Annotated in this window: 16 protein-coding genes; 2 read left to right on the top strand and 14 right to left on the bottom strand. The window is 46.4% G+C overall.

Going from position 1 to position 19,873, the window contains the following annotated elements; all coding sequences use genetic code 11:
• Nucleotides 1-11: 11 nt before the first annotated feature.
• The 8 genes from ACPV3A_RS31180 to ACPV3A_RS31145 form a co-directional block, all read right to left on the bottom strand.
• Entirely contained in the window at nucleotides 12-4,253 is a 4,242-nt protein-coding gene (locus tag ACPV3A_RS31180; RefSeq protein ID WP_426203559.1) for a metallophosphoesterase, read from the bottom strand.
• The gene (locus tag ACPV3A_RS31175) at nucleotides 4,189-4,746 is read right to left on the bottom strand and encodes a hypothetical protein (RefSeq protein WP_426203558.1); all 558 of its coding nucleotides are present in this window, start codon (nucleotides 4,744-4,746) and stop codon (nucleotides 4,189-4,191) included. The genes ACPV3A_RS31180 and ACPV3A_RS31175 overlap by 65 nt, the downstream gene beginning before the upstream one ends.
• A gap of 294 nt (nucleotides 4,747-5,040) precedes the next feature.
• A complete protein-coding gene (locus ACPV3A_RS31170) occupies nucleotides 5,041-6,147 on the bottom strand; it encodes an SGNH/GDSL hydrolase family protein (protein WP_426203556.1) in 1,107 nt (368 codons plus the stop codon).
• Nucleotides 6,148-6,161: 14 nt separating this feature from the next.
• Nucleotides 6,162-6,923 carry a Cof-type HAD-IIB family hydrolase gene (locus ACPV3A_RS31165; RefSeq protein ID WP_194540228.1) on the bottom strand — a complete coding sequence of 254 codons (762 nt, stop codon included), beginning with the start codon at nucleotides 6,921-6,923 and terminating at the stop codon, nucleotides 6,162-6,164.
• A complete protein-coding gene (locus tag ACPV3A_RS31160) occupies nucleotides 6,920-7,756 on the bottom strand; it encodes a carbohydrate ABC transporter permease (protein WP_071219381.1) in 837 nt (278 codons plus the stop codon). The genes ACPV3A_RS31165 and ACPV3A_RS31160 overlap by 4 nt, the downstream gene beginning before the upstream one ends.
• A 29-nt stretch (nucleotides 7,757-7,785) precedes the next feature.
• Nucleotides 7,786-8,736: a carbohydrate ABC transporter permease gene (locus tag ACPV3A_RS31155; RefSeq protein WP_071219380.1), complete on the bottom strand. Its 951-nt coding sequence runs from the start codon at nucleotides 8,734-8,736 to the stop codon at nucleotides 7,786-7,788.
• Nucleotides 8,737-9,034: 298 nt separating this feature from the next.
• Nucleotides 9,035-10,510 (bottom strand): ABC transporter substrate-binding protein, encoded by a 1,476-nt coding sequence (locus ACPV3A_RS31150; protein ID WP_426203553.1) that lies wholly within the window; start codon nucleotides 10,508-10,510, stop codon nucleotides 9,035-9,037.
• A 194-nt stretch (nucleotides 10,511-10,704) separates the two neighbouring features.
• Nucleotides 10,705-11,289, bottom strand: coding sequence for a YdcF family protein (locus tag ACPV3A_RS31145; protein ID WP_426203551.1), 585 nt, complete (start codon nucleotides 11,287-11,289; stop codon nucleotides 10,705-10,707).
• Nucleotides 11,290-11,618: 329 nt separating this feature from the next.
• Here ACPV3A_RS31145 and ACPV3A_RS31140 point away from each other — a divergent pair, with 329 nt between their 5' ends.
• The gene (locus tag ACPV3A_RS31140; RefSeq protein ID WP_426203549.1) at nucleotides 11,619-12,794 is read left to right on the top strand and encodes an ROK family transcriptional regulator; all 1,176 of its coding nucleotides are present in this window, start codon (nucleotides 11,619-11,621) and stop codon (nucleotides 12,792-12,794) included.
• Nucleotides 12,795-12,948: 154 nt separating this feature from the next.
• On the opposite strand, the gene ACPV3A_RS31135 is transcribed toward ACPV3A_RS31140, so the two are convergent.
• From ACPV3A_RS31135 to pnuC, 5 genes are all read right to left on the bottom strand, one after another.
• Nucleotides 12,949-13,752: a hypothetical protein gene (locus ACPV3A_RS31135; protein WP_339220720.1), complete on the bottom strand. Its 804-nt coding sequence runs from the start codon at nucleotides 13,750-13,752 to the stop codon at nucleotides 12,949-12,951.
• Nucleotides 13,753-14,013: 261 nt separating this feature from the next.
• The gene (locus ACPV3A_RS31130; protein ID WP_426203548.1) at nucleotides 14,014-14,565 is read right to left on the bottom strand and encodes an NADAR family protein; all 552 of its coding nucleotides are present in this window, start codon (nucleotides 14,563-14,565) and stop codon (nucleotides 14,014-14,016) included.
• 2 nt (nucleotides 14,566-14,567) lie between these two features.
• Nucleotides 14,568-15,452, bottom strand: coding sequence for an NUDIX hydrolase (locus ACPV3A_RS31125; RefSeq protein WP_426203546.1), 885 nt, complete (start codon nucleotides 15,450-15,452; stop codon nucleotides 14,568-14,570).
• Nucleotides 15,453-15,506: 54 nt separating this feature from the next.
• Nucleotides 15,507-16,541, bottom strand: coding sequence for an AAA family ATPase (locus tag ACPV3A_RS31120; RefSeq protein ID WP_194540236.1), 1,035 nt, complete (start codon nucleotides 16,539-16,541; stop codon nucleotides 15,507-15,509).
• Entirely contained in the window at nucleotides 16,538-17,215 is a 678-nt protein-coding gene (gene pnuC, locus ACPV3A_RS31115) for a nicotinamide riboside transporter PnuC (RefSeq protein WP_426203544.1), read from the bottom strand. The genes ACPV3A_RS31120 and pnuC overlap by 4 nt, the downstream gene beginning before the upstream one ends.
• A 312-nt stretch (nucleotides 17,216-17,527) precedes the next feature.
• Between pnuC and ACPV3A_RS31110 the strand changes: the two genes are divergently transcribed.
• Nucleotides 17,528-18,637 carry a PRK06851 family protein gene (locus ACPV3A_RS31110; RefSeq protein WP_426203541.1) on the top strand — a complete coding sequence of 370 codons (1,110 nt, stop codon included), beginning with the start codon at nucleotides 17,528-17,530 and terminating at the stop codon, nucleotides 18,635-18,637.
• 116 nt (nucleotides 18,638-18,753) lie between these two features.
• Here the strand turns inward: ACPV3A_RS31110 and ACPV3A_RS31105 are convergent, their stop codons facing one another.
• A complete protein-coding gene (locus ACPV3A_RS31105; protein ID WP_426203539.1) occupies nucleotides 18,754-19,824 on the bottom strand; it encodes a hypothetical protein in 1,071 nt (356 codons plus the stop codon).
• Between the last annotated feature and the right edge of the window lie 49 nt (nucleotides 19,825-19,873).

Raw genomic sequence — 19,873 nt, 5'->3', positions numbered from 1 at the left:
GAAACTATTCTCTACCTCGCCATTGTTCGTGAGACAGGCTCGCTTGCCTCTTCGGGATTACTGTTCAATACCGGACGCTTTAAAGCATCATTCCACATCCAAATCGACTCAAAATCCCACTTTAATATATGGATATACGTATTGGAATCTTCAACCTGTTCCTGGGATAGCCCTAAACCTTTTCTGTTGTCAGCAGCGGCAATACTTTCGCCTTCTACATCCACCATCATGCCATCAAACGCATAATTATTCTCAAGCGTTGCGGTATGCCCCGCAAGCACTCGTCCCACCACACGGTTCGCCATCGTCGGCGTTACGACTGAAGGATTGAGAGCAATCACGTTTTTAACAACCGTATCATTATAGCCGTAGCCAGTCACTCCGCCTGCATTACTTCTAAGCGCCCGAACGGCTCCAGATGCATACACGTTTTCCGTTAAACTGCCTGAGTTTGTAATGCCGATCAAGCCGCCAGCCTGGTTCAACTGGGCCGTTACATCTGCTGTAGAATAGCTGTTTCGCACGATGCCATTGGAATAGCCCGCCAGACCGCCCACGGTGCTGGAGCCTTCGATTGAGCCCGTTACATAACTATTCTCTACCGTTCCGTTGTTCGTGTTAACGAGTATACCGATATTACTTCCGCCAGTAACGCGTGCATTAACCATGGCTATGTTTTTAATCGTTCCGCCATTGAGATGAAATAAGCCGCCATTTTCTGATTTGAAATTGATTAAGGAGTTATTGTTCCCATCAAACGTGCCAAGGAAAGGCGTCCCCTTAAATAGGGGCTCAAATAGCTGCCCTTCAAAATCAAGATCGTTTTCCAATATATAATTTTCATTTGGAAATTCTGAAATCGTCTTTAATTCTTGAATCGAACGGATGATGTAGTACCCATCTTCATTCCGATCAAGCTTCGGCTTTGGAATATGGTCTTCGTTAATTTGTTCCAAATTACTTTGCAGTAATGGACGCTTGGCATCTTCATTCCAGATCCAGATCGAATCAAAGTCCCAACCAAGGGTCTCCATGAAAAAAGCTGGCTTCGTGAATGCATCTGCACCCACCCCCTGTCCTTTTTCATTGTTTGGATCAGGAACCGTAACGTTCTCACTGCTAACAAACATATTTTCATCGGCGTAATTGTTGACTAGAGTTGCCTTCTCCCCAGCTAACACTCTGCCGACAATTCGATTCGATGCCGTACCTGTAACAATCGATGGATTTAATGCCATACTATTTTGAATGACCGTATTGTTATAACCGTATCCGCTGATGCCGCCGGCATTGGATTCTTCTGCTATTACGGCTCCCATGGCATAGACCTGTTCGGTTATACTTCCCCGATTCGTAATCCCGATCATGCCGCCGGCTTGCTTGCCCCGTGCATTAACTCGAGCTGTTGAATAACTGTTTCTAACGATACCGTTCGAGTAGCCCACAAGACCGCCAACTGTAGAATTGCCTCGAATAGCTCCGGTAGTGTAGACATTCTCCACAATTCCGTCATTCTGATCAACCAGGATCCCAACATTGCTCCGGCGAACATCAATGTCTGCATGGATGATTCCTACATTTCGAATCGTCCCTTCATTAATGGCAAAGAGGCCTGCGCCGCCTGAAGAGATCATAACGTCTGTAATCGTATGCCCTTGCCCATCAAACGTACCCGTAAATGGAGTACCATTCGAGCCAATGGCTTCGAAAAACACGCCCTTCCCATCAATGTCCCGGTCTAAAATAAAATGTTTGTCCGGGAATTCATGCATTTTATAAAGTCCACTGGCACTTTTGATTTGATAGGGATTGCCTTCCGAACCATCGCCCTGCATTCCTTCTTTCGCTATGAACGGGTCTGTTAACGGCTCTTGATGGATTGGATTATTAACCAATCTTACGACGATCGTATGTTCATCGCCAAATGGAAGAGGGTTATCAAATAAGATGATTTGTTCTCGTCCGAGATGTTCCAGCGTTGCTTCTTGAATAACTGTTTCCAACAGCTGTTCACCTGTATGATCCCGCTTTTCCCCGATCACGGTGACACGTTCAAGCGAGCTCGGGTAATTCAAGACCCCAACGCCCTTCAAGACGTTATTTTCCACAATTGCGCTCGTTAATTCCAAATAATTGGCAGGTTGTTTAATCGTAAATGAATCAATCTCAACACCGTCGCTGTTGTAAGCTTTCAAGGTGAGCGATTGATCGTTTGATTCTAAAATAACACCCGTCTGCTTATTTTCATCATAAACGATATGATCCCAGTCAAATGATTTGTTATCAAAGAACGTTGGACCTGATGAACCAACGGTCACAAAAGTTGTTCCTAAATTCATCGCTTCTTCCGATATATCCTTTACACCATCTCGTATGGTTGTCCGTTTATACACATGATCATGACCACCAATATACAAACTAACGCCAAGGCGTTCAAATGCTTGAGACAATTTCACTCTCATCATGTCCATACCGGTCTCATCGCCGGATTGACCGCCATAATAAGGATAATGCCCCATAACGATTTTCCACTTCTTGTCGGTTGCCCGCAAATCTTTTTCCAGCCATGACAGCTGCTTGTCAAAATCCAGCACAGAATTCAGAACAGCAACGTGCATATCGCCATAATCAAACGAATAATTCGTTTCCCGGTAACTGCCTTCACCGTTCTTCGGCAGGTTGAAAAACCCGGAGAATGGCACGAGCTTCCGCTCTGTCGCACGTTCACGGTCCCCGACAATGTGAGCAGAAACCAGCCCCATATCATGGTTGTAAATATGGTTAAACACATCATCCCAAGCATACATATTGCCGCCGTTCTCGACCAAGTCTCCGACTTGGATCACCGTCTGTCCGTTTGAATTTTTCTCCCGCAGAACGTCCAGCATATTTTTAAAGAGCTGGAAGCTTTCCGGATTTCGATCCGGAACTCCAAGATCCCCCATCACATACATAACGGCTTCCTCTGAAGCTGGCGCGGTCCTAAAGCTATAACTGCTGCTCCAAGGTCCAGTCGGTGACATTCCATACCGATAGTCATACTTAGTCCCTAAGTCGAGATCTGTTATATTCGCTTCATGGGCTGCAAGAACGCGATAGTTACTCTTGTCATACGTATCACCATAGGCGGCTTGAAAATAAGAGACTTCCGCTTGTACCACTTCAGCATCGTCCCATGTTGCCACTGACTCCGGTTTATACTGAACATACGACGTTTCTAACGCCTTATCCGTTACTAGATTTACTCCTACTTCACGTTCATTCTCACCAACATTAACAATGGGTTGGAATTCATTTAAAATGTTATCAGCGTCCAGATTTTGTTGATCAACAAGCAATCGAATAAGTTCAACACGCGTATTTCCTTGAGCGTCGGTGGCTACATACTTAATGAAATAGTCTCCATACATATCGACCTTGAAATGCTGATTTAGAGCGGCTACTTTTCCTTTATCATTTAAAACGATGGCTTCCACCGATAAAGATTGACCGCGATGATCCGTCGCCGAAGCGCCCAGCACTTCTATTTGATCTCCAAGCTTAATGGTGTCCGGATATTGCCCATGTACCGTAATTTCAGGGGCGTGCACCGTGCCCCTCGTTTCATCACCAATCCAAATTGGGGCACTTATCGCTTCTTCACCGTCTGCTTGAAAAGCTCTAACGATAAAATAATCCCCATCTTTAGTTGCTAAGGTTACTTCCTTTTCAAATTTATTACTGGCAATGCTGCGATACTCCTTGAGAATTTCACCGCTGTTTTTGTAAATAACGACTTTATCCAAAACATCGTTAGCATCAGGGTCCTTCATGCGCACGAAAAGATTAATTTCTTTTGTATCGGCCGGAAGGATCGCCCCCATCATCTGACCTTTTGCGGAAACTGCCATTTCTAGGTTCCGATCAAATGATACATAGGTGCGATGGTTTCGCATCGCCTCGTAAAGACCTTCTCTTGTAAGGTTATCTCCCCACATACCGGTCACATGGGGCTGAACCATCCCCCAATTTCCTTTGTGCTCGTCTCCGCCAAACACAGGAGAAACATGCCAGCCTTGATCTAATGCCTTGGTATAGACTGCAAAATCATTGGAGGATTTGTATTCGATCATATTAAGGTTTCTGTCAACGTCTCGGTTATAATGTTTAAATTCATTGAAACTCCAATTGCCTGACAAACGTGGATGATTAAACTGAGCAATCGCATGAGGATCTTGGGCAAGTCTTGCGTAAAGTCTTGCGCCAAGTGCCATCCGCGCCTACTCCATGTGTTCTTGCAAACCATGGGGCATTAAATAGGTTGATATGACCCGATTCATCATACCAGGTCACCTCCGTACCAGGCAGCGTAATAAATTCGTTATCACGATTGTGAGCATCGGATTGCTCATGCAGCAGCTTGTATTCTTTTGAATAAGAGTCTTGAACATTCGTAATAAAATCACTGCCCGTACTGATGTCATAAGTCACGTCGTGTTCAGTCACTGCAAAAAAATCAAAGTCTGTATTAGCCTTCACAAAATCGTAAGCATCATTGGGCAACAATATCCCATCACTGAGAGATGTATGGGAATGCATGTGACCTTTGAAGAGTGAAGCTCCTGAGTACTTAGCCCTCTCTTTTTGAGAAACACCTTCTTCTTTATCTGAAGACGCGGATACATTAATGCCGTAACAAAGACTAATAACCCCCGCAATAAAACAAGCCATCACAATAAAAGGCAGACTTCCTCTTTGGGACTTCAATCAAAATCCTCTCCTTTTTCGGCTTAAAATGCGTGTTCAAAAAGTCGGATTTTCAGCACCGAGAAGGTTGGATGAAGCTAGGGACTGAGGAGCGGAGCGTACGTTTTGGGTACGTGAGCACCGGAAGGCCCTGCTGAATTCAAGATTCGATGCCGAGTTACTGCTTGACTCACTTCGTGATCAAAAGACGACTTTTTGAACAACCTCTAAAATGGTAATACAGTGTGTGATAGACAAACAGCCCCTAACCAAAAAATGCAGTCTGAAGGCTGTTCATAACATCTATCTTGTTCATCACAGTCGCAGCAATGGCTTAATGATAGGTGCAAGCGACTGTGCCATGCGCAAAAATCCGAGGTCCGTTGGATGTGTTCCATCTACCGTACAATCATTGACGAAATCATCGCCCAGCAGCTTCAAGCCGTCAACAAAATGAATATTACGGTCTCCTACTGTCCGCCTCTGTTCCACATTCTCAACTTGGATCAGCCTGCGACGATCATTAAGCTCCCTCCTCTCCATATAGAACTGGTCTTCGGCAGTGCTAATCCTTGAGACTACTAGTATAGGAACTTGGGGATGACGATCTCTTAAAATTTGGATGAAGGCAGGCAGCGTTCGTGCGATGTTTCCAGCCTCGCCCGTATTCCCTTCATAATCAAGAATGAATAACGCCGGATCATCGATTTCCGACATGATATGCGCGAGCTCCGGCTCGCCCTTTCCACTCCCGGAGAAGCCTAGATTTACGAACTCCACCGGAATCATACGGCTGAGAATATTAGAATAAGCCATACCCGGCCGGGAGGCGCATCCCCCTTGCGTAATCGAAGTTCCATATATAATGACGGGTTTACTGCTTGCATAGGCAGGTGCATCGCTTATGACAGCATCCTTATCTACACCGATCCATACCTCTTCTACCCCTTGGTAGAGCGGCAAGTTTAAGGTGACGGCCACCTCTTTTTTTGTATCCCACTGATAAAGCTGGGATTCATATTCACTTTCCGTTGGTTTGAATCTAGCCGTGGTGATAAAGCTCTGCTCTCCCGGCTCTCCAAGATAGCAGTCAACCCCGCACTGCCCTGTAGGCGGCATATGATACATATTGGCCGGTCCGGCAAGACGCACCCTTATGACCAGCCTTGAAGAATTGGTGCGAAAGCGAATTTGCCCACCTGCCGTACAATAAGCAAGCGTATCAACCGGAGGCGGCAAGACAGCCCCTGAAGCCAAGGGCAGGCGTCTGTATATCCCATCCTGCGCAAGCCAAGGGAAGCCCGCGATGTGAAAGGGCGCTTCAAGCGGAGAATGCCATCTCAACTGCTCGCCATTGGTTGTCTTTGGGTATATCGTTCCGCCCAGTTGATCTAAGTTTATCTCTTTCGATTGAACGGTCATCTATTTCTACTCCCTCACATTTGGAATACATATTTCCGAATCGCCTGAGCAACGCCGTCCTCGTTGTTGGTAGCCGTCATAACGTCCGCTATCGATTTGATATGCTCTTCACCGTTGGCCATCGCCACACCGAGACCTGCCGCCTTCAGCAGCTTGGCGTCATTATCACTGTCTCCCATCGCAATGACATCGGACATCGAGAAGCCCAGCATCTGGCAAACCTCACGCACTCCACTTTCCTTGGTAGTTCCTTTAACTGATATCTCCATATTCGTAGGGGCCGAACGGGTAACTTCAAGCGTCCCCCATCGGAGCAGCTCCTCCTTAATTTCCGCGAGCTTCTGTTGATCATGGCTGCCGATCCCGAATTTCATCCAATCCCTCTCGAACATCTCAGGCGTCCAATCCTTGTCGCCCGTCAAGCTCTCCACGCTGTAGCCCCAGTACCATTCGGCCCGTTCGGCAGCAATGGCGTGCATATGGCGGACCGTATCCCGGGGGAGGAAGACTCGCTTCTTAAGCCTGCCCGGCCCCTCCCAAATTTCCGCGCCATTGAGCAGCACCATCGGGGAATCAAGCCCCAGCTCATCCCAGAAGACCTGTGCAGTTTGCAAGCCTCTTCCGGTGGAGAACATCACTTTAACGCCCTGACCTACGGCATATTGAAGCCACTTTTTGGTCTCTTCCGTAATGCACTTTTCATCCGTCAGAAGAGTTCCATCCAGATCCAAGGCAATCAGCTTATATTTCGCCTTCACTTGCTGCACCGTATTCATCCCTTCACCGCTCCCATGGTCGCGCCTTCCATCAGAAGCTTTTGGAATAAGATATAAATAATAATGGACGGTACCATCGCAATGGTTACACCGGCAAACAAAGTTACCCAATCCGCAGTAAACTCCATTTGCTTATTCGCAGAATACATTTGCACCGCAATGGGATATTTCTTGGGATCGCTCAAATAGATAAACGGCGCTAAGAAATTGTTATAGAATCCTAGGAATTTGAATACGCCAACGGTTACAATTCCCGGTGTAGACAAAGGAACAATAACACGCCAAAACTTTTGGAATAATGTAGCACCATCCATCGTTGCGCTCTCCTCAAGCTCCATCGGCAAAGAGCTCATAAACCCTCCGAGCAGCATAAGGTAGAACACGCTTTCCCCCAGACTGGACAGGAGAATTAATCCCGTCAAACTATTGGTTAAATTCAGTTCCCTCATCACTACATACTGGGGTACAAGCGCATTGATGCCAGGCAGGAACAGGGACAACATAATCAAGCCCCAAATCAATTTTCTACCTTTGAACTGCATTCGAGTAAGCGCATAGGCGTTAATTGTCGTAAAGAAAAGCCCAAGCACCAGACTTCCGCCGACATAATAAAGGGTATTTAAGAGTGATTGCCCAAAACCGTATTGATTCCAAGCCTTCGAATAATTCTGCCATCTTGGTTCCGAAGGCAGCGCCCATATATCTTTAAAAAACTCAGGATTGCTTTTTAACGATTCATAGATAACCCAGACTAAAGGAAATAATATGGTCAACGACCAAGCATAAAGCAGCACACGCCACACAACGTCCATAAACGTTCGTTTTTCCTTCAAACTTTATCCCTCCGAACTTCATATGGAAACTAATACTCGTAGCCTTTGTTCGGCACAAATTTATCGATTAACAGCTTTGCCGTTACTAATATGACGAACAGGATCATACCGACTGCGGAAGCGTAGCCGTAATTCCGATACTCTACGCCAAAAGCCAAGTTAAACATGTAGAGGCCGATGACATCCGTCGACCCGAATGGGCCCCCATTTGTCATAATGAGGATGATTTCAAAGCCCTTCATCGTGCCAACGATCAGAAACAAAGCGCTGACCCGAATAATTGGCGTAACAAGCGGCATTGTAATTTTAAACAAGCGCGACATATGTCCGGCCCCTTCAAGAATCGCCGCCTCGTACAATGACTTTGGAATCGCCAGCATCGCATTGGCAAAGATAATGACGTACAAGCCGACGCCGCCCCATACCCATGCCGGGATAATCGCTGCAAGCGCCGTGTTTTCATTGCCCAGCCAATAGAAATTACCGGTATCAATGCCAATGAACTTTAGAAGCCCATTCAGCAAACCGTACGATCCGTCATAAATAAAAGCCCAGAGGAGCGCGACTACGACCGTAGATAACACATTCGGAAAGAAAAACAATATCTTCAAAAACTTATTTTCTTTATACGATTTATTTGTAATTAAATAGGCAAGTATCAAAGAGATGATAATAACAAAGAAGGGCACCGTTATCATTAAAATCAAGTTGTGGGTAAGCGCGCGCCACACGTATTTATCTTGAAATGCGGTGACGAAATTGGACAGCCCCACAAACGTTGCATCCGTAAACCCGTCCCAATTGAGCAGCGCATAATAAACGGATAAAATGTTCGGAAACAACGTAAAAAGCAAATATCCGCCAAAGGGAGGCACGATGGCTATGAACAGAAATATCCACTTCTGCGTATTCGCTTTATCTAGACCCATACGCTTGCGCATAGGGGCTTTTGGTGTCGTCACAACGGTTGAATCAGACACGAGAGGTCAACTCCTATCTTACTAGACGTTTATAAGAGGTTGTTCAAAAAATCGCCTTTTGATCACGAAGTGAGTCAAGAAGTAACTCGGCATCGAATCTTGAATTCAGCCGGGCCTTCCGGTGCTCACGTACCCAGAACGTACGCTCCGCTCCTCACTCCCTAGCTTCATCCAACCTTCTCGGTGCTGAAAATCCGACTTTTTGAACACGTACTATAAGTCATTTTCAGCGTGTAGCCTATGGGTCGCAGAAGTTAAAACGGAAGAGCGGAGATGAATCCTCCCCGCTCCATCACGTTTATTTTTTCTTTTCAGCCTCTACAGCTTTCTTCAGCAGCTCTTCAGCTTGCTCCAGAATCGGTTTCGGATCCTGCATACCCATAGCAAATTTAACAATATTTTCATTTAATAATTTTTCCGCTTGAGCAAGATTCGGATCCGAAATACTGATAGACCGGCTTGCTTTATAAGTTTGAGCATTATTATCCGCAATGTACTTCAGAACAGATTGGGCGGAGCTGGAAAGATTAGCTGTTCTGGCAGGGTCTTCCGTCAAATCCTTGCGCATTGGCAAGGCGCCTGCTTTTTCAGCAGCAAATTGTTGATTTTCAAGCGTAACCATCCATGTGATCAATTCTTTGGCCCACTTTTTGTTAAGCTCCGGCTTAGCTGCCCAGATATAGTTGAAGTTTGAAGTTCCGCTTCGAATCCAAAGCGTTTGATTGGTGTCATCTCTGAAAGGAACAGCCATGAAGCCCCAATCGAAATCCTCAGGTGTTGCTTCCTTCATCTCATTCTCGACATGAGTCCCTGTCGATACCATCGCCGCTTGCCCCTGAATAACCTGCATTTGCGATTGCGTGTGGTTCAATGCCGGAAGTCCTTCTGCAAAATATCCTTGTTGGCCAAGCTCGTAGATGCGCGTCCAGGTTTCAACCGTCTCCGGATTTGTGTATTGCGGCAGACCATAGGTTCTATAATTTTCGATAAATTCATCGACATGGCCATTGATATCAGCCAGCTCAAAATTTTTGGCTGTTCCGAAAGCCCAGTTATGGTAGCTTGGATGAATACCCGGGAACGTTATGGGTGCAATGCCGTCCGCTTTAATGTCTGCTAGTAGTGCTTTAAATTCATCCCATGTGTTCGGGTTTTGGTTCCAGCCATGCTCTTCGAATAGCTTTTTGTTAAAAAACAACCCGCCAAAGCTGCTCGCCGTCGTAAATTCATACCTTTTCCCATTGATCAGCTGCGTTGACTCGTACATGCCCGGCATCATAAGATCCTTGACCTTTTTGTCCGGCACGTCTGGAAGAGGGTATTCCCAAATGTCATCCATTGGTTCAAGCTTGCCGGCTTCAGCGAGCCCCACAATACCTCCCGCTGGATCCGTATTAAATAGATCAAACATGTCATTATCATTGCCTGCAGAGATTTTTGTAGAAAGAATCGTCTTCATATCGGCTGAAGCCGTGATGTCTATTTTGACATTTGGATACTTGGCTGTGAACGATTCAACTGCATAATCGAACCACTCCCGGCCATATCCTCCTACAAAGAAGCCTACCTTTAGCGTTACTTCCTCATTCTTCGGTAATCCATTCTCGTAAGTCTCTACCTCTGCAGATACACCTGGCTTATCCGACCCAGCAGGAGTTGTATTTGGGCTAGCCTCGTTCTTCCCGCTGTTTCCACCGCAACCAGCCAGCATAGCTAAAGATAATGCCGCTGCAACACCCGTGCTCATGAATCGTTTCATTTTTCCATTAAACATTATTTCGCCCCCGTTAATTAATAAATAAATTGGATTAACTATTTAAGCATAACTATGTTTTGTTAATTACCAATCAAATTCGGGTAAATAATTTGTAAACAACTTTTGGCTTATAGCCACTTAAGCCTCACCTCCCATATATTCTGTAAACGCTTACATTCTAATCACTTATCGGCCAGTTGTCAACCATTTTGTCAATTGTTTTGATCATTGATTTGCCGCCTGATAATGGGGAGCGTTAATCGAAACGCCCGAATTTCTAAAAATGTTAATTTGAGCTGGAATCCCACAATGCTTCTAAGGCTTCGATTAGCGCTGAAACCGCCATTCATGCCAAGACGATGCATAATATACTTCGTGCGGCGGACATGAAATAAATTGGTTATGATCATAAAAGATTTTAGCTGGTACTGCTCCATCAATTGCTTGCTAAAGATTAAATTCTGAACGGTGTTGTGTGACTTGTCTTCTTTTAATACTCTTTTCGCCGGAACGCCCTTCTCAACCAGATACTTTTTCATGAGTTCTGCCTCCGAGCGACGTGAACCAACGGCTCCCCCCGATACAATGATGTATTTGTGCCCATACTGCTGAAATCGTTTGTAAGCCTCATCCAGTCTTTCCTTAAGCAAAGGGTGTATTCGGCCGTCTTTAGATACATAGCCAAGTACAATAATCGCATCTGCTTTACCAGGTTGTAATATAACTGCATGCAGCCAGCATATGTAAGCCAGCACCGTCATCGCTGCTATTGCAATTATCCATCCGATCCATACCATTACTTACTCCTCTAGGCGTCATTTTCTGTATTTAATCAAATCAGTTTACAAATATAATATCTTTTTTTATTACAATGTCAATACAATCCGTTTCATTTTTTAAGTGTTTTCGGAATAAAACTTTCCGCATTGATTGTATTCTGCTGCATAATACCGCCATCCATCGTCGTTTTTATGAAAATTCAAATGATATGCTCGTTGAATTAAACGAACTTGCAACTTTTATTCGCCTCGTATTAATGCTACACTTGAAGCAAAGTATGTTCCTAATTTGTCAAATGTTTTGAATCTATATTATATAAAACGTTGTTGGAAAGAGGATGCATATTGTGAGTGATTCGGTTAAACAAACCAGCCATATGTTATTAAAATCAATTAATCAGCAGAAGGTTCTTTTTCTCATTTATTCAGAGGGGCCGATTTCTCGCGTAGAGCTTGCGGAAAAGACTGGACTAAGCAGACAAACGGTAACCAATATCGTGAATCGCCTGTTGAAGGAAAAAATAATCGTGACAGGGGAGCTTATCGACTTGGAGGCAGGCAGCGGAAGGAAAAGAGTCGGCCTTCATATCAACAGCGGCCATTTTTATGCCATTGGGCTTGAGCTCGCCGGCAAATACATTCGCGGAAAAGTGTTCAACCTGCGTCAAGAAGCTGTCGCATCCGCAGAACGCACGAGCAACAAATATGGTTCTATCGATGTGCTGATGCAGCTGTTGCATGAAGTTATCGATGAGCTGCTTACCCAGGTGCCCAACACCTCCAAAGTAAAAGGGATCGGAATCAGTATGCAGGGCCTGGTAGATTCTCAGCATGGCATCGTTCTGCGGACACCCGGCATAGGCGTTCATCGCCTGCCGCTCAAGCAGCTGCTTGAAGACCAATATAGCATCCCTGTGTATATCGAGAACGATGTCAATCTTCTCTCTGTCAACGAGAATATGAACGGCTGCTTGAAGGATTCCCATAACAATATCACAATCAAGTTTGATTATGGTACAGGCGGCGCGATCGTCCATGATAAACAAATTATAGCGGGATCAAGCTTTGTTGCAGGTGAATTCGGGCATTATAAAGGCTTCTATGGAGAAGATGCCTATCCATGCCATTGCGGCAGATCCGGATGCTTAACAACGCTGGCTTCCAGCAGCGGACTTAGTGTTTCCATCAAATGCACACTGGAGGAGTTCGCAGAAGGCATAAGAACAGGAGATCCTAAGTTCCTTAGCTTATACGAAAAAATTGTCGATGGCATCGCGATCGCCGTTACCAATATCATTACATTTATAAATCCAGACAGTCTGCTTATAACGGGCCGAGTCATTCATACCATCAGCCCCGAAATGTTCAACGAGATTAGAGCCAGGGTGATGCACCAGTTGCCTGTGACAGTTAATAACGTACAATTGATCTACCTTCATAACAAACCGGATGAAACCAAGCTTGCTGCCGGGTTAGTTATTAAACGCGCATTTGAAATACCGCTGGATACTTTATCTCTTTAATTGACCCCATTTTTGGATGTCATTCCTAAAATGGATAAATCGATGTACGCAATAAACAGAACTCTCCATACTCGGAGAGTTCTTTCTTTGTAATCCATATCCTTCGCCCATATCGTCAGTACGCTGGTATACCCCTAGTAGACGCTATTGTGCGCTAGTGCGTCGATTCCGTTTGCGTATCAACTCGGCAAGTTAGATTAGCCAGTCGCCGTATCTCATCGCTTAACCTTCGATTGACCGGATACACTTCTTCTATGAAATTTAAAATGCGAAGTGCCGATTCGGGAACATGATCGTAACCCTGTATCATCTCTCCTATGATTTCCGCAAAACGGGGGTATCTCCGCTCTAAACGCCTCTCATTGCCGAATGGGTCGGGATAGTAGTCCACCTCTTGCTCCAGCAGATGGAGCACGGATAGAATCCTGTCGACTGCGTATCCTTGAACAAACCTTGTCGCGGATAGACGCTCTCCCCTAGCATAGCGACCAAGCCCCACGTATAGATTGGTTAAGGCTTCATTCAAAGGAAAGTCCAAGGAATCCACTTTTAGGCTGGGGATCGGGTTGGAAGGTTTGGCGATTGCCGTATTGGCATACATAGGGTCCTTCCAAATGACCCGACCTTCCGTATAGGTGGCGTTCGCCAGCTCCCATTCCTCGAATACAGCATATTCCCCGAAAATACCGTCCTCGAACAGGACTTTGTAACCAACACCCGAATTCTTAAATGAATAGGCAAGAGGGTGTACGTCCTCGAGCCAATCCAACCGGTCTATATATCTGTTTTTCTCCCCGGGCTTTACAATGACAAAGAAATCTAAATCCGAATATTCATCCAACCGGTCTGTCTCGACCCCAACGGAACCAACTCCCAATAATAAAAGAGCTCCCCCCTTGCGTTCGAGCGACTTGCCGATCTCGCCCAGCCGCTGTAACAGCGATTCTGATCTCAACATTACGAATCCTCCCTTGTTTTGGAATGCAAAAAGGGTCCAACCCACTTCTCAGCGAGGTTGAACCCGAAGGTTACATTGCCTTTATTATCCTACCGTGAAATTATCACGTATTCTTGTTGCTGTCAATCGAAAAACTTGCCGTCACTTATGATAAGATTCAGCTTAACGGGTCTATCGACGGAATATAAGAAGGAGCTTGTTGCGGCGCATACGATTACGCTGAAGTAGTACGATCCCTAACTCTGTTATCCTGCCAAAAAACTATCTCTGCAGCAACTCGTCCCGCGCTTCGGTCAGCGCGAACCCCAGCAGGTTTCGGCCCCGCCATTTCACGGGATTCTCCGCATCTGGATTGGACTGGCCCATGCCGATCCCCCATATGCGGTCTCGCGGGCTGGCCTCGACGAGGATGCGGTTCTTCGTCGACTTGAGATATTCGCCAAGCTCCGGATTCTGCGAAAACTTGGCCAAGCTGGCTCTTTTAACGATGTCGTAACATTCCTTGTCCCAAGTATCCTTGTCAAAATTTCGGACCGCGCGCCCATAAGCCTTCATCTCCTTAGGATGCTTAGCTGTAAGGATCGACTCCAGCATTTCATGGTCGCCGAACAGTCTTGCCTTCTCGGCCATCATAAACTGCTCGGCACAGGAATACTCCGTCCCTTCTACCGTGAACGGGCACATCCACCACTGGCTGAAGCAGCTTTTGTCGACGCTCCCGTCCTTAGGCGGCGTATGGCCCCAAAAGAATACAAACTTGAACGTTCTCCCTTCGTTATATGCTTTTCTTAGCTCATCGAGATTGTAAATCATCGTTAGTCCTCCAGTTTTCTCCGATACAAGCGGGATGGCCTGTGTCCCGCATTTTCGGTGTAATGATCAGTCTCCGCCACGAGATCGGCCACCTTGCGCCGGAAGGCTGCCTTCAATAGCTCTTTATCCATAATGACCTCATAAACCTGCTGCAGCTCCGTCAATGTAAAAAGCTCTGGCATTAAGTGCAGCGCAATATCGGTATAGTTCACTTTTCCCCGCAGCCGCTCGATCGCGCACGCTATAATCTTCGCGTGGTCGAAGGCCAAACCGTTATTCGATACGATCTTATATTCCGTGCTGGTGGATGTCGTCTTCACGGTCAACGTCCTGGGCACGATCGCCGAAAGCTCCTCTTCACCACTTAGCTTGAGTTCATACTCCAGCGTCTTGACGTATCCGTCCTCCATCAGCTCTTTCTGCTCCCGCAGCAGCCGATAGGAGACCTTAAACCAAGCGGCGTCGGCCGCATCGTCTCCCGCCTGAAGCTCCAATTTATCGCTGTTGATCAGAGCCATGTAGCTGCAGCTCATCACCCAGGTTCGGGGATCTCGCCCGATATCACTGAACGTATACAACTGCTCCAAATAAACGTCGTCCACGCCGGTTTCCTCGCGCAGTTCCCTTGCCGCAGCCTGCTCAGTCGTCTCGCTCGGTTGGACAAAGCCGCCAGGCAGCGCCCATTTACCCAGGAAGGGGTGACCTCCCCGGCGAATGAGCAGGATGCGGAGCTCTTTTTCGGGTAACTTCCGATAGCTGTCAGCCGCCTCGTCCGTAACCGTGAAGATCACCATATCGGCTGCCACCGAAGGCCGCTCATAATCTCCTGCCCGGTACTTCTCCAAAAATTCGCGTTCCGTAAGTCCGTCCCGATCCAACAAGTCCAATGGGGGCGCCTCCTTGTTTTTTGATTCTAAATGGGTTGTGGTTATGGGTTCATTTTACTCCCTGTCTGCATCTAATTCTAACCGTTTTAGCTCCCCGAAATAGTTTCGATAGGGCTCGAACTTCGCCAGCACCTCGTCTACCTTGCGCATGCGCTCTTCCAAGCTTCCCCGAAGCATAATGTAGGGAATGCGCCGCTCCTTCAAATCCGCGATGATCTGTTTATGAAAAACATGCCGCTTCTGATCCCCGCTTCGATCCCACGTATCATCGTAAGGAATATCGTCGTCGCACAAGAAGAACAGATCGTAGCGCTGCGCATTTTCCAGGGCAATCCGTGTTAATCGTTCTGGCGCCCGGCCGTGGTAATCCATGGCGAACATATACGTCGTAATCGCATTGGTATCGACGAAGAGAAATCGGTTCGCCGCGAGCAAAGCCTGCTCTTCGCGCTCGATATGACCCACAGCGATTTCATCAAACGCCTCCAGGCCGATTCTGCGGTCCACCTGATGCTCGGTCCAATAATCGCGTCCGTATTCGCTCGCGTAGGTCGTGTTATACCGCCGTGCCAGCGCTTCAGTGATGGTCGACTTGCCCGTCGACATCGCCCCAACAAATACCACCTTCGTGATTAAGTCCCGGTACACGATATCACTTATGAACTCCCTGTACTTATATGGGTCGGAACGGATCATCGTTGCAGAGATCGGAACCCGCTCGCGGGCTTCATCGACCCGCCGGTCGACCGAGCCCAAAGCAAGACTCATATGCCTGCCGTAAAACTCACTCGAGTAAAAATGCGTTACTTGCTCGCCGTTCAGTAAACGGAGGATATACTGTTCTTCCCGAATCTCGTGCTCTCTGTCATCCGAATACCCGTCAGGACCGTCCCAAGCTTCGATGACCCGGACTGCCGGGTACAGCCGTCGAATCCAATTCGCCCGGATATGAAGCGGGATCGGCGTGACCGTCGTCTCGTAAATGACCACGATTAACTCATCGACCTCCTGCAGCGCCGTTTCGATCATGAACTGATGCCCTTTATGCAGCGGGGCAAACTTCCCCAGCGTTAATCCGAGCGTTTTCATGCCGCCACCTCCTTGGCCCCTTTATTCCAATTGTAATAGCCGTATACCGCATTAACCAAATACGCGCTCCACATGACGATCATCAGCATGCCTTCGCTGCTGCCCTCCAGCAATCGAATCGCCCACAGCAGCACCGTAAACAAATTCAACACAATATAGACCAGCCATTGTTCCTTGAATCTGCGGACCATTAAAAAGGTGGCCACAACGGACAGCGCCGTCGTAGTAGCGTCGATGTAAGGCGAGTTCTGTCCCGGGATGAACGAAAGCCCAAATCCCAGCAGCAAACAGCCTAAAATGCAGACTGTCCCAACGAGAAGCAGACCTTTAAGTTCCATTTGGCGCATGATCAGCTTGCCGTCTTGGCGGTGATTTTTCCACATGTAGAAGCCAATGACGTTCATCGGAACGAAGAATAACAGATTCAGCATGACCTCTCCAAACAACCCGTTAATATAGGCCAGATAAGCGTAACCAACGGTATTGTACATGCCGAAAACATAGCTCATCAGATTGCCCTTCGCCGCAAGCACCACGCATAGCACCCCAGTAATAAAAACGGTAAAACCGAATAAAGAGTCCTTGGAAATCACCGTAAACCCCACAGCAATCGAGGTGAACAGCACCAACCATGCTATTTCGAACAGGTTCCAGCCACTCGCAACCTTTTTCACAATTCATCCCCTCAGCTTTCTCCACTGATTTATAGAAGGAAAACACCCAACACACTTAGTATCGTTTTGTTAATAACAATTTGTTACTATCAAAAATAACAGAAAATCCTGCGTAGGGCAAGTGAAATCTCCCCATTTGTCGCAGGCTTGATCTTTTACCTTCTGTTGTCCCTTCAACAATTAGCGAAAATCATAGGAGAGGACGAACACCACTTGTTACAACGCGGAATATACAAATGAATAGGCACTTATCCCAATCATGCTTATTCTGTAAACTTTGCGAATCGGAATAGGCACAAAGGAGTGTGTAGATTGGTACTCACATCATCTCACTATTTTGCCCACGGCAACACTGCGCGCGGGGCTCATTACTTGTATGAATCCGCATTTGATGGATTGAACAAGATTTTTGTCCTTACGGGGCCCCAAGGTACGGGGAAATCGACGGTCATGCAAAGCTTGGCGGATCGCCTGCTGGATCAAGGCTTGCATGTGCAATGCTTCCACTCCCCTCTCCGTCCTGACGAACTGGATGGCATTATTTGTACGGAATTGAAGGTTGGTATGGTCGACGGGCGAGTCTGTAAGGGGATCTCGGATCGCGGGGCTTGCGACATCGTCTTTATCGATTTTGGGGAAGCGTTCGATAACAGCCTGATTTCACCGGAAGACTTGGTCACGATAGAAGATCTTAGTGGCAAGCTTGAGGATGCCTATTCAACTGTGTATGAAACATTCGCAAATGCACTACGGATTCATGACGAGTGGGAAAAATATTATATCGAAAATATGGATTTCGCGAAGGCCGATCAGATTGCACTGGAATTCATTCAAGAATTATACGCCGGTCATGAAAGCAGTACGCCAATCGCTCCGCGTCACTTATTTTTCGGAGCTGCGACCCCGAGGGGGGCGTTCGATTTTATTCAAAGCTTGACCGCTCAGCTGGAAAGACGGATTTTCATCAAAGGAAGGGCGGGATCCGGCAAATCGACGCTGCTGAAAAAGCTTGCCTCCGCTGCCGAACAGAAAGGAATCGACGTTCAAGTGTTTCATTGCGGCTTTGACCCGAACAGTCTGGATATGCTGATATTCCCGGAGCTTCAAACAGCGATCTTCGACAGTACCGCTCCGCATGAATACTTCCCCGATCGGGACGGGGATGAGATCCTAGATATGTACACACGGACGATAGCCCCTGGTACCGATGAAGCCTATGCTGACGAAATAGCCGGTATCAAGGCGCGCTATTCGGCAAAAATGAAAGAGGCTACCTCCCATCTGGCGGAAGCCGAAGCCATCGATTCTCAGATTAAGGCCTACTATGTTGCGGCCACCGATTTTTCGATCGTAGAGAAACTCCATTTGCAATTACAGTCCGAATTGAATGCACTGATGAGCTCCATTCAGCCTTCAAAATAAGATAACACCCAAAGGCGTTATATTTCAGGCGGGGCCCAGCAGTCTAATGCAAGCTGAGCTCCGTTTGAGATTGAATCTGCTTCCGCAAGTTATATAGGAGATTTCCACATTTAGAATCAGTTGATTAATATTTTTGGCTCCTCATTTGCAGGCCCTACGATTGTGTTTCCGCCGAAACTGAGATGCTGACCATACTTCTCTACGATAAAGCTGTTAAACGATCCATCTGCATCCACTGTAGCAGTGACTGTAGGAGCCCCTTTTTTGGTGAACGTCATTTGATCCTTATCCCATGCATTTGTTCCTCTTGCTCCCTTATATCCTTTCAAATCAAAATTTATCATCGCTTTCGCATCTTTCACTGCGTTCTTCGTTAATGCATCCAACGTCAGCTTCTTGAGCTTTGCATCTTTTGCTTTTTCTTTCTTCTGGAATTCTTTGTAATTGTCTACACCTTTACCATTGCTTTGGACACTTGCTTGGAGCAGTTCCAGCGTTTGATCCTCAATTGCAAAGCTCACATCGATCGTTTTTGATTTATACTTATATTGGTACACATTCGGTTTGCCATCAAGGACAAACACACGATCCAACTTTTCTCCTTTCTTGACCTTACCATTGGTAAGCTTGGATAATACCTGAGCAGCCTGCTTCTGCACGCTTGCCGGGGCATCGTCAGGTGCATAATTTACGCCATGTATACTTCCGTTATCCTCCATATAAACTTGTTTATTTTGTTTGGCATTCGATGAGATTGTACCCACACGGTAGATAGACTCGGAGATACTCACGTATTTTGGTTCTTCCCCTGGGAATAACGTTTCCCATGTTTCCTTCAGTTTGCTTTGATATTTCCCACCGTTTAAATCTTCATAATTGATGTTGATACCGATATCATTTAGCTTTCCATTCTTTTTATAAGAAATAGTATCATATTTGAAGTTCTCTCTTTTAAAATTCACAAAGTCTTTCATGGCAGTTCCCTGAATTAACTTATACGTATTTCCTGTTAGCTCTTTCAGTTTATCCTGAGCCTGCTGCATAAGCTTCTGATCCGCTTTAACATTCTGTGAAGCATTGATATTTACTTTGTTGGGCGAATCTGCCCGAACAGGAGTTTGGCATCCCAGCAAATTTCCTGATAATAAAGCTACCCCGAGTATAGGGAAAATCTTCTTTTTGTTCATGTCAATGAATTCCTTTCTTTTGCTACCTCATGGTTATATTGAAATATAA

Origin of the sequence: Paenibacillus sp. Dod16, from assembly GCF_049893405.1 — a bacterium.
Lineage (GTDB): Bacteria > Bacillota > Bacilli > Paenibacillales > Paenibacillaceae > Paenibacillus_AQ.
Note: the sequence above shows the minus strand (reverse complement) of the source record. Positions and strands in the feature narration are given on the sequence as shown.